At 46.5% G+C, this 11,068-nt stretch carries 8 protein-coding genes and 2 pseudogenes; all 10 read right to left on the bottom strand.

Going from position 1 to position 11,068, the window contains the following annotated elements:
• Positions 1–110: pseudogene (locus AB4384_RS09085) on the bottom strand (transposase); the annotation flags it as partial.
• A pseudogene (locus tag AB4384_RS09080) lies at positions 110–751 on the bottom strand (YegS/Rv2252/BmrU family lipid kinase); the annotation flags it as partial. The pseudogenes AB4384_RS09085 and AB4384_RS09080, both read right to left, overlap by 1 nt.
• Before the next feature lie 19 nt (positions 752–770).
• The gene (locus tag AB4384_RS09075) at positions 771–1,676 is read right to left on the bottom strand and encodes a LysR family transcriptional regulator (RefSeq protein WP_372083682.1); all 906 of its coding nucleotides are present in this window, start codon (positions 1,674–1,676) and stop codon (positions 771–773) included.
• 78 nt (positions 1,677–1,754) lie between these two features.
• The gene (locus AB4384_RS09070) at positions 1,755–3,137 is read right to left on the bottom strand and encodes a BatD family protein (protein ID WP_372104188.1); all 1,383 of its coding nucleotides are present in this window, start codon (positions 3,135–3,137) and stop codon (positions 1,755–1,757) included.
• On the bottom strand, positions 3,134–4,846 hold the full coding sequence (locus AB4384_RS09065) for a VWA domain-containing protein (RefSeq protein ID WP_372104185.1): 1,713 nt from the start codon (positions 4,844–4,846) through the stop codon (positions 3,134–3,136). Before AB4384_RS09065 ends, AB4384_RS09070 begins: the two co-directional genes overlap by 4 nt.
• Complete coding sequence (locus AB4384_RS09060; protein ID WP_372104183.1) at positions 4,839–5,918, bottom strand: VWA domain-containing protein; 1,080 nt, start codon at positions 5,916–5,918, stop codon at positions 4,839–4,841. Before AB4384_RS09060 ends, AB4384_RS09065 begins: the two co-directional genes overlap by 8 nt.
• A complete protein-coding gene (locus tag AB4384_RS09055) occupies positions 5,911–6,453 on the bottom strand; it encodes a DUF4381 domain-containing protein (RefSeq protein WP_017066901.1) in 543 nt (180 codons plus the stop codon). The genes AB4384_RS09060 and AB4384_RS09055 overlap by 8 nt, the downstream gene beginning before the upstream one ends.
• Complete coding sequence (locus AB4384_RS09050) at positions 6,454–7,416, bottom strand: DUF58 domain-containing protein (RefSeq protein WP_372123008.1); 963 nt, start codon at positions 7,414–7,416, stop codon at positions 6,454–6,456.
• Positions 7,417–7,428: 12 nt separating this feature from the next.
• On the bottom strand, positions 7,429–8,412 hold the full coding sequence (locus tag AB4384_RS09045) for a MoxR family ATPase (protein ID WP_017060007.1): 984 nt from the start codon (positions 8,410–8,412) through the stop codon (positions 7,429–7,431).
• A gap of 149 nt (positions 8,413–8,561) precedes the next feature.
• A complete protein-coding gene (locus AB4384_RS09040; protein ID WP_372129356.1) occupies positions 8,562–10,970 on the bottom strand; it encodes a tetratricopeptide repeat protein in 2,409 nt (802 codons plus the stop codon).
• Positions 10,971–11,068 lie beyond the last annotated feature (98 nt).

Raw genomic sequence — 11,068 nt, 5'->3', positions numbered from 1 at the left:
AGGTTCTCCTTCAAGGCCGCATACAGCGGGGCGAACTTCTCACTGACTTGGATAACCCACCTTGCCATGGTGGTGCGTGATAGCTCGATACCCGACTGGGTAAACAGCGATCATCAATCAATGCATTGGGTGCTAACTCTTGTCCTCCACCCGCTAAGCGACCATTACAAAAAGCACCCACAAGGATCTCGCCGGTAAAGCTGCCTTTGTCTATGGGCAACGTGCCACTGTAGGGCTTAAAGCCAAGTGCTTTCACCACACCTGTTAGTGTATACGCACCGCCACCGAGAAAATCTTTAAGCTCGACTGGCATTTCAGCTGTGACTTCAGCACCAAAACCCGCCGCAGCGACATTCATAAAATAGCGGTCATTCGCACGCACGCTATCCACCGCAAACGCCTTGCCTTCCACCGCTAGTTCAAAAGCACCCGAAATATCGTTAGATATTCCCGTTGCGGTAGCAAAATCATTCGCAGTGCCCATTGGGACAAGCGCCAGTTGTGGTCTTTCACTGGCACGGAACAGGTTGAGCGCGTTAACGGCTTCATTCACCGTTCCATCGCCACCGACAACAATCAGACGCTTAACACCGTCGCATATTGCCTCGCTTACCAAACGAAACATGTCCGACGATTCCCAAGTCACTCTAACTTGCAGGTCAATATCATTGTCCCTCGCCGCAAAGATGGCTTGCCTTAATTCCGGGATATTGGCTTTCTTTCCGTTTAAAATCACGCGAATGCTGTCCATGGCTATGTCCTTGTATAGGCTAACTTGATAACTCTTTTGCTGCCGCTTTGATCTTAGCTCGTAACCACTTATGGCTTGGTTCATTAGTACGGCTTGGATGCCAAATCATACACATATCGAGGTCTTCCAACTCGAAGGGTAATGGTAGTGTTTTTACCGCGTACTTTTCAGCAAAACAACGCACTGATGAAATAGGCATTACTCCGATGTACTCAGAGCCTTCGATAACAGGAAGCATCTCTACAACGCCCGCTGCGCGATACACGATTCTACGTTTCTCAAGGTCACTATAGTGCTCAGAGCTTAATAAGCTTTTGCGCGCATGCCACCTAGAGACCACCACATGCTCGAGTGCTAAGAACTGTTCCATATCGATGGTATCGCCAACCGTAGGATGATCACTACTACACACCACGACCAGCTCTTCTGTAGAAATCACCTCGTACTTAAGCATGGTTCTTCCTTTAGGCGTCATATCAACAATCACGTCGTGTCTTTGCAGCCTTAAATCAGACTCATAGTCTTCGGTAAACAGAGGATGAACCTCTAACGCGATACCTGGTGCGACTTGGCTGATTAACCGCATGACTTTTGGCATCATTTCGTAGCTCGCCGCCGAGACGCAGGCAATGGAAAACACGCGGCCTGAGGTTTTAGGATCGAAGTCTCTTGATGCGGATAAGGTAGAAGTAAAGTTTTTAAGTGCAGCGGCCATTGCAGGATAGATATCAATAGCGAATGTGGTTGGCTCTACGCCTGATGTGGTGCGATGAAACAGTGGCTCATCATAGATATCTCTCAACCTTGCAAGTGCTTTACTCACTGCTGGTTGGCTTATATCCATGCGATTAGCAGCTCTAGATAAGTTCTGCTCTTCATAAATAGCGACAAATATAGGAATTAGATTTAGTTCGGTACTTTTCATACAGTTCCATATTAAAGAAACAGGTTCTCCATAGTAGAGAACCTGTCGATTATGTTCGATGCGAATGACTAAAGTTTGCTACTTAGTTCTATCTTTTAAGTCTGGCAAGGCTTTAGGGATTTTCAAGCGAGCAGCAATTGAACGAGAATTGCTTGAGTTTGATGTGTCACTGGGCAAGTTACGTAACCCTTTCCATAAACGAGTGAATACGTTTTTATCTTCACATCCTTGTTGAAGGGCTTCGCTATCTTCTAGCCAACGCTTTTGTCCATTTGATTTACCATGTTGCGCTTTATCCAGTTGCACTTTATTCAGTTCTAACTGAGAGGTTTGGTTTCGCAATTGACGGTAGATAAAGGTTCTTAATGCAGCCCAATTACCTTGCTTAACTAAACGACGTAGTACCAGCCAACTCGGTGTTGGGCGGTTTGCGTAGTAACGCTTAACCGAAACAATCAACGCAATGCAGACTAACAACACCAAACCAACACTAATAAACACCGACATGTAGGCCTTGATGAAAGATTGGACTGTGTGTTTGGCTTCAAACACTTCGCCTTTTATCACCACGTTTTCAAGGCGTTGATTCCTGCTGTCCCACCACTGAAATGAAAACTCTGGCAACGTAAATTCACCGCCCTGCTGAATAACATAAACCGTCTCCTCAATTCGACTGGAACGGTAGTTACCACGATCTTGAGTATCATCTAAACGATTAGGTTGCGGGTAAGCTTGGTACTGCTGGGTCGATTCATTGTTCAACACATCCGGCAGTAATACAGACAAACTGTCTTTGGCCTTGATGGTTACCGTTCGAGTAATGGCATCGCCTACTTTTAAGTTTTCACTCGAGCGTTGCCATTGTTGCTCTGTATCTACTTCTGTTGCAGAAAACCAAGGCGATTCATTATCAAGTAAACCTGAAGGCAACGAAGCTTCAAACTTAATTGGCTGCGTGTAAAGCGTGCCGCCAACGTTAGAACCATCAGGAGCAGAAACTTGAACGCGAACCGGCACGGTTGGAATAACAAACTCGCCAGAAGTCATCGGATAGAGCATCACTTCCCATCGTTGACGCGACCATGTAGTGCCATTGACCCGTTCCGTGTAATTAGTCGCGAGTTGGTTACGTTGCTTAGCGATCACGTTAGGGATTTCGATACTGCCGATTCGAGTCCCTCCTGTTAACCAGCGCGGCGTCGCCACCTCAATATTTAGAATTACCTGCTCATTAACGCTCACTTTAGTCGGCGTTATCTTATCGCCTGACTTTGGCTTTTCCCCTACCCAAGCGATAAGCTCAACGTCACCACTTTTTTGGAGATCGAAGATATCGGCAGCAGAAGCAACAGAAGGAGAAAACCAACTCAATATAAGAGTCATCGACAGTAACCACTTATGGGTTCTGAATCGCACTCTCTTTGATTGAATGGCTTCAAGAGCTAAATGATATCGACTCATTGGGTTTGCTCCTGTTTTGACGCTTGTTCGATGGAAGGTGCAGGGTCTCTTAATTGAATTTGGAACTTGGACTTTAAGAAGAACTTAGGGTCCGCTTCGACTCGTTTTAACCACTTATCGGCAAGCTCTTGGCTACCCAAAATTTCATTGGCATTAAGTGTTTCCTTCAACATAACTTCGGCTACCGTTTGTTCTTCTGCGCCGTCCCCCGTGCGTGGCTGGTCATCAGCTAATTCTATGGACTCCTCAAGCCCATCAGATACCGAAGAAGATGCTTGGCTTTCACTGGTGCGATTAACCTCTTCAACAATGCCGCTTAGAACCGCCAAATTGTTTTCTATATCGGCTTTCAGTTCTGGTGACAGATCGGGCTTTTCACTCAGTGATTTGAGTAGATCGCGAGCAGCAAGGTACTCTCGCTGTCGAGCTAAAGCACTGGCTGCGCTATACAAACCATAATCGGTCTTGGTTTGCAAAAAGGCACTGTGAGCTAACTTAAAATCACGAGCATAGTAATAAGCTGCGCCCTTTCTCATGGGATCCTTAAAGTGCTTTGCCGCTTCAAGGTATTCTTTCTGATTCAACAGGCGTTGACCTTGCTGGTCGGGCGTTAACCATAAGTCCCACCACCATTGAGCTGTTTTGTCCCAAGCCGTAACCGACTCCACCACAACTGGTTTCTCAGCGGTTAAGTTGACTGTTTTCGCCAAAGTGTCTGGTGAATACATGCTGCTTGTGATCATAAAACCAACGACACACCACTGCACCAGCCACCCTTTTCTGAACCACAACAACATGATGATCGCCATTGGAATGAGCAAACCATAGCCCATGTCTTTCCAAGGCATTGAAGATTCGCCGTTGAGCTGCATGTTTCTTTCAACCGCTCTGTTCAGTTGTTGGATATCCGAATCATCAACGGTCACCTCAATCACTCGTCCACCCGTCTTACTCGCTAAGTTACGCAGTGAATCTAGGTCGACTGGGTTATCGCTCACCACATTACTGTTTCCTGCGGCTAGAATGAGCAACTGATACGGATTGTCGTTAAAGAAACTCTCGTACGCCCTAATGGTGCTTGGGTTTACACCATCTGATACCAACAGTACAGAAGAGCCTAACTCACCAGACAGTTGCTGATTAATCAATGGCAGTGCTTCTTCTGCTGACTTACCTGATACCGGCATGATATCGGGTGTGATAGCCGCTAGAAACGGTTCGAATACCTTGCTGTCTTGAGTGACGGGCATCGCGACGTGTGCGCTGCCTGCGTAAACCACTAAGCCCGTATTACCGCCTTTCCGAGCCGCTAATAAGTCTCTAATCTTCTGCTTAGATCGTTCCAAGCGACTCGGTGGTAAGTCTTTAGCGAGCATAGATTCACTGTTATCAAGCACAACCAACATCGACGCTTTGTCTTCACCAAAAGGCGAAGCCTCACGCTGCCATGTTGGGCCAGAACAGATAATGATGGCGATAGTTACAATCACCACCAATAGCTTCAATGGCAGCTGCTTACGCCAGCCTGTTTCGCCAATCGTCAATGCATCACGTAAGTGTGCAGGTAGAATGTCTTTCCACGTTGGTTTGGTCTCTTCTCTCCAACGAACCCATAGCAGGAAGAACATCGGAATAAAGGCCAACAACCACAAAGGTCGGATAAAATGAAACTGGGTAAAGAACTGTTGCAGAGTGAGAGAATCAGGCATCATCCTCTCCTTTCAATTTTTTAGTTTTAGAAGCCAAAAGCGACCTTCTACGTAAAGTCGCCAGACTAAAGGCAGTCAGATACATCACAACAACAATCGCCATTAAGTAATGGTGCAGCCCCTGTTTAGGACGATAAGTGGTACTTTCATATAACTGTGGTTCTAGTTCACCGATTTGAGCGTAGGCTTTGGTCAGTTCGTCGCGGTTAAGCGCCTCAAAGGCTTCGCCACCAGACTCTTGAGCCACTCGCTTGATGGTTTCCATATCCAGAGCCACTTCACCAACGGTTTGCGGATCGCCCATCGCAATAACGTGAATTCGAACGCCCTTAGCCTTAGCAACTTTTGCGGCATCGATAGGCTCAACAAAGCTTCCGGTGTCATTGCCATCAGTTAGCACAATCACAACTTTCTCTTTCACGTTCGCATCAATACTTGAATCTTGAACCGCAGCACTTTGCTTTTCGCTTTGTTCAAACACCTTAATCGCCAAGCCAATTGCATCACCTAAGTGCGTGCTTTGTCCTGCCATCGCCACATCGGTTTGATTAAGCAGTTCAAGCCACACATCTTGGTCAGCTGTAAACGGTGTTTGTACAAACGCTGCATCACCAAAAAGAATCAAACCGAGTCGGTCCCCTTTTCGGGTAGTCGCAAAATCAGCCAACACTTCTTTGGTCGCGTCCAAACGAGATATTTTATCGCCCCGCTTAGAGGTAAAGTCTTGTTCTGCCATTGAGCCAGATAAATCGACCACTACCATCACATCACGACCTAATTGTTCGCGAACTTGCGGCTCACCAAGAATGGTTGGTTTAGCGAGCGCACACACCACTAATGCCCAAGTAATAATCAACGTGGTTCGTTGCCACCAGCTTGGTGTTAGCTGGCTTGCCCCTTCAGACGGCGCTTCACCAATCGCTTCAACCAATTCACTGAAAAATGGCACCTTGATGGCCATTTGCTTGGTTCGATAAGCTGGCACAGCGAAGTAGACCAACAAAGGCAGAGGTAACGCAATAAACCACAGCGGATGCGCAAATTCAAAGCTGGAAGATAAAACATCAAACATTGTCTTGCCCCTCAACCGTTACCTGTACATTCGGCTTGTGAAGTTTTAGCCACATCATCGCGGTTTGAATTACCTCTAAACGCTGTTCAAAGCTCAAACGCACATTAGGGTCAATTAGGCTTTGCATCCATAATTCCGAAACTTCATCGGCAAAGAACGCATTGCTGTTTTCACTCGTGTTGGCGCTAACAGGCAGATAAGCGTTCAAACGGTTCACATAAGCTTGGCCAAACAACTTGGCATTACTGCTGTCTAGGTAACGAAGCACCACTTTGAGGACTTTAAAGGTTCGTTCGGTTGAGTTCTTGTCTCTTGCATCCAGTACCATGAGTTCTTGAAGCGCTTCTTTGCGATAACGGTTATTCCACCACCTTAACGCCAAGCGATAAGCCAGATAGATAGCGACCAATAACAGAATAACGCCAAGGATCTTCCAGCCGATCGTTTGAGGAGCCCAGCTCACACTGTCAGGAATGGCGACATCATGTAGGTCGCGAAGGATATAAGTACTTGGAGGCGTATGTTCAACAGCCATTTAGCGCCCTCCCACTAGTTTCTGCAGCTGTGATATGTGATTGCCCGACGTGTCTAATTCTATATAAGGGAGGTTTTTCATCGCCATCAATTTAGCAAGGGACAGTTTCTGAAGTGCCGCTTTTTGGGCAAGGCTTTTACTTGCGAGGTTAACCTTAGATTGGCTATCCAGATTAAGTTGAAAGCGACCATCACCCACCACCCAGTTTGCGCTTGCCAGATCTTGAGGCAATGATTGTTCTAATGGATCGGTGACCATAATGGCTAAGATGTCGTTGTGTTGTTGCAGTTGCTTTAGTCGGTCAAGATGTTGCTCTTGGCAATCTCGCCAATCACTAATAAAGATTAAGGTCGATTGCTTTAATCTCATTCGTTTTATCAGTTCAATCCACTGGCTAAATCCAACACCTTCGCTATCGCTCACACTGACACCTAAGCTTTGATTAGCCTTGGTAAGATGTTTTAGCTGAGCCAACAAATCAGATTGAGAACGTTGAGCTTTGGTATGAAACAGTTTTTGGTGCGAGGCCAAAACGAAGCCGACACGATCACCATCTTTCAGCACTCGCCATCCACACAATGCCGCCACTTCGGCAGCCACAACAGATTTCATGGTGTTTTGAGACGCAAAGAACATCGAACTGCGCTGATCGACACAGATCATCACATTACGGTCTTTCTCTTCGGTATAGCTACGAACATGAGGCTTACCCGTTCGCATCGTAACTTTCCAATCGAGATTACGGATATCATCACCCAATTGGTAATGACGTAATTCTTCGAAGTTCAAACCACGACCACGGAACAAAGAGTTATGTCTGCCCGAAAGTACGCTGCCCGCTTTTAAATGAGGTAACAGTGAAAACGACTCAGCTTGAGCCTGAATTCGCACTAACCTTGAATAATCACAATACAGTCGTGGATCAAGGCCTTGCGATTTGGGAGCTTGTGTTGGCTTCGCCATGACGCCCCCTAATTATCCGATCTCAACATTATCAAGCAGTTCTTCAACCACTCTTTGATGGTCAACGCCATCGGCCAATGCATCATAAGAAAGTGAGAATCTGTGGCCTAATACGGTAGGTAGCATCGCTCGCACATCATCTAACGTGACATGGTCACGCCCTTGTAACCACGCATAAGCGCGTGCACATTTATCCAACGCAATGGAAGCACGCGGGCTTGAGCCAATCTCAATCCATTTAGACAAGTTTGATTCTGGGTAACGCTCTGGCTTACGAGTTGCCATGACCAAGGCCACAATGTAGTTCTCAACTAAATCGGAAACGGCAATGTCTGGAAGTTGTCGGCGTGCCTCAAGTACCAACTCAGGTTCAATATGTTGTGGAGTGACTAATTCTGAACTGGTTTCGCTACCCAACTCCTCACTGCGCACCAGTCGAATGATGTCACGTTCCGCTTCGTCTTCTGGGTAGTCGACCGTCACTTTCATAATGAAACGGTCCATTTGCGCCTCAGGTAGCGGATAAGTACCTTCTTGTTCAACTGGGTTTTGAGTGGCCAATACCATGAACAAGTCAGGAAGGATGTGAGTTTGGCCGCCCACGGTTATCGTGCCTTCCGCCATAGCTTCAAGCAGAGCCGCTTGTACCTTTGCAGGCGCACGGTTCACTTCATCGGCTAAAACAATGCTGTTGAAAATAGGACCCGGTTGGAAATGCAGTTGCGGCTTGCCATCAAGCTCTTGATACACCTCCGTACCCGTCACATCTGACGGCAGCAGGTCAGGAGTAAACTGAATTCGACCAAAACTGGTGTTCAGTAGATTCGCCAGCGATTTTACTGAGCGAGTTTTCGCAGTACCGGGAAGCCCCTCAAGAAGCACATGTCCATTAGTCAATAACCCTATCACCAGAGCCCGAACGACGTGGCTCTGACCGATAACACTTTTTTCTGTTTGTTCAATCAGTTGGTTTATTGCTTGTTGCGCATGGTTCATAGGTCTTCCCTTAATTCAATCTGGCTGCGTACATCCTACTCACAAGCCCCATAACTATTAGTTATACACATGATAAACAGTTATAAACGTGATAATTGGTTACAAGCGGAATAAGCAGCAAGCACGATAGCCAAGCTCACCTCATCGCTTTATTTAAACCTAGCTTTCAATTGGTTAATGGCTTCCGGCGGTGCTACTTTGCTCAATGATGAAATACACTGCTCAAACGCCTTTGGTACACCCGGTATATGGCTGTTTCGTGCCAACACTTCACACTGGGCATACAGGTGCTGTGGGTTGCGGCTAAATTGGTAAGCCTTGTGCAGTGATTGACTTGCCGCAAGCACATCAGATTTCTCCAAAGCCAATCCGTACACATACCAATATTGTGGGTCGGTTTGTGCAGTTTCAGCAGCTTGTTTAAGGTACTCCGTTGCTTGTTCGTAATCTTTCACACGAAGCAGAGATAATCCCGTGCTGTATGGTAATACACTCGATTTCGGCTGAGCTTCAATACCTTGCTTCAAGGTCGATAACGCTTTTGCTTCGTTACCTTGCGCTCGATACAAATCCGCCAAGTTGGCGTAGCTGTTTTCGAAGTAAGGCTCAATCTCGATAGCACCTTGATAGAACTCAATCGCTTTATCGTGCTGACCTAAATCTCGGTAAACGTTGCCTAGGTTAGTACGTCCAAATCCTCTATCGGCATTAAATTGCTGTATTTCAATGTACTCTTCCAATGCAGGCTTGATTTGGTCTTTCTGCAGAGGATTCATTTCTCCCCAATAACGTACCAATGCACCTGCGGTTTCTGAACGAATCGACAATACAGGGTCTTTCAGTAGCGGCTCTAGAATTTGCCAACGGTCAGTGAATAGGAAACCAGACGAGCCTTGCACAACGCCCAAACGAATCATTTCATCATCATGTTTCACCGCTCTTGCTAGCGAGATAAGCGTATTCTTACCCGTATTACCGCCCAAACGTTCTAAGCTCGATGCACGAATGATATTGCTTAAGCTAGAGTCCTGAGCCGAGTATGCCAACGCATCCTCTGCACCTCTGTGCCCTATCGAGTCAGCATAAAAGGCAACGGCAAAGTGCTGCTGATTACGATACTTAGAATCTGGGAACCACTCACCGATTTGCTTATCTGCCCACTGATCGGTTTGATCTTCATGACAGCTAGTGCAGACGTTCGGCGTTTTAATGTGTTGGCTAATATCAGGACGTGGGATATGCCAACTGTGGTCACGCCTTGGATCCACCTCCATGTAAGTCGTCTCTGGCATGTGACAAGTCGTGCATTGTGAGGCTTCGGTATTGGCTTCGTGGAATGTGTGCTTCTCAGGCGTGTATTCCGATGCAATGTGACATTGGCTACACACGGCTTCTTCCGCAATTTTTAGTTCAGCGGTATGGGGATCGTGGCAGTTAGTACATGTAACGCCTTTTTCCGCCATCACGGATTGAAGGAAAGATCCGTAAACGTAATCCTCATCGTAGATTTGACCATCGTTATGGTAAAGCTCAGGGGTAATCAAGCTCAGGCGATACTTATCAAAGAATGACCCGTTCACGTGGTCACCTGTTTCATTCAACTGAGTACGTCGGCTGTGGCATTGAGCACAGGTTTGAACTTGGTTGGTATGGATGATGTCTTTTGGTTGCAGGGTTGAATTACCCTCTTGATAGATCCACTCTTTGACCGACTTCGACAAGTCGCGATCAAAACCATAATGCGCCGAGACTGGAGCATCCTTTCTGCCGTTAGCTTTGGCTAGCTTGGCCTGCTCAACGTGCTCGCTTGCAGGGCCATGACACGCTTCACAACCGACATTAATCTCAGACCAAGTAGTGTTGTAAGTATTGCTCGCGCTGTCGTAGTTTTTCTCTAGATTCGTAGAGTGGCAATCAGCACACATGAAGTTCCAGTTTTGACCGCTATTGGTCCAGTAGAATTCATCAGTGTTGGTGGTATCCGGGTAGAGGTTAAACCAGCGTTGACCGCCTTCGCCTTCAGTGCGAGAGTCCCAAGCGAATGGAATCAACTGTACACGGCCATCTTCAAATTCAATCATGTATTGTTGTAGTGGTTCAAAGGCAAAAGTATAGCTGATTTTGTAATCTTTAAACTGGCCGTCTGGCCCTTCGATATTGACCCAGAACTCTTCGCCCTTGCGAAAAAATCGGTTGGGTTTACCGTCATGAGTGACTGCTTGATCGTTGAAATCGCCTAATACAGATTCGTCTGTAGCGTGCTTCATCGCCATATCATGATGAGAGCCCTCCCACGCTTCGACTTCTTCACTATGACAATCAACACACGCTTCCGAACCGACATACGTGGCTTTAGAGCCGATAGGTAAAGCGTCAGAGCTAACGTGTGAAGCTACAGAACTGGTCTTTGAAATATCAGAGTTGATATTAGGATCTTGCTCGTTGGCATAGGCGTTCAGACTGAACAGCGACAACATCAGTGAAGACAAGATTGCGGATAATACTGCGACTCGCTGGTGTTTCAATCCGTTTACCAGTGAGCACAACCATGCAGACATAACATTCCTTGTTTTTATACATCCTTATGCTTAATAAGGTAGACGTAAAAACAACGAATTTACAATTATTTAGTGGCAATGAGCTCCATAGTTGTGAC

It is taken from the genome of Vibrio sp. 10N.261.51.A4, from assembly GCF_041471945.1.
Taxonomy (GTDB): Bacteria; Pseudomonadota; Gammaproteobacteria; order Enterobacterales; family Vibrionaceae; genus Vibrio; species Vibrio crassostreae_C.
The sequence above is the reverse complement of the archived record's forward strand: the minus strand, read 5'-3'. Positions and strand labels throughout refer to the sequence as shown.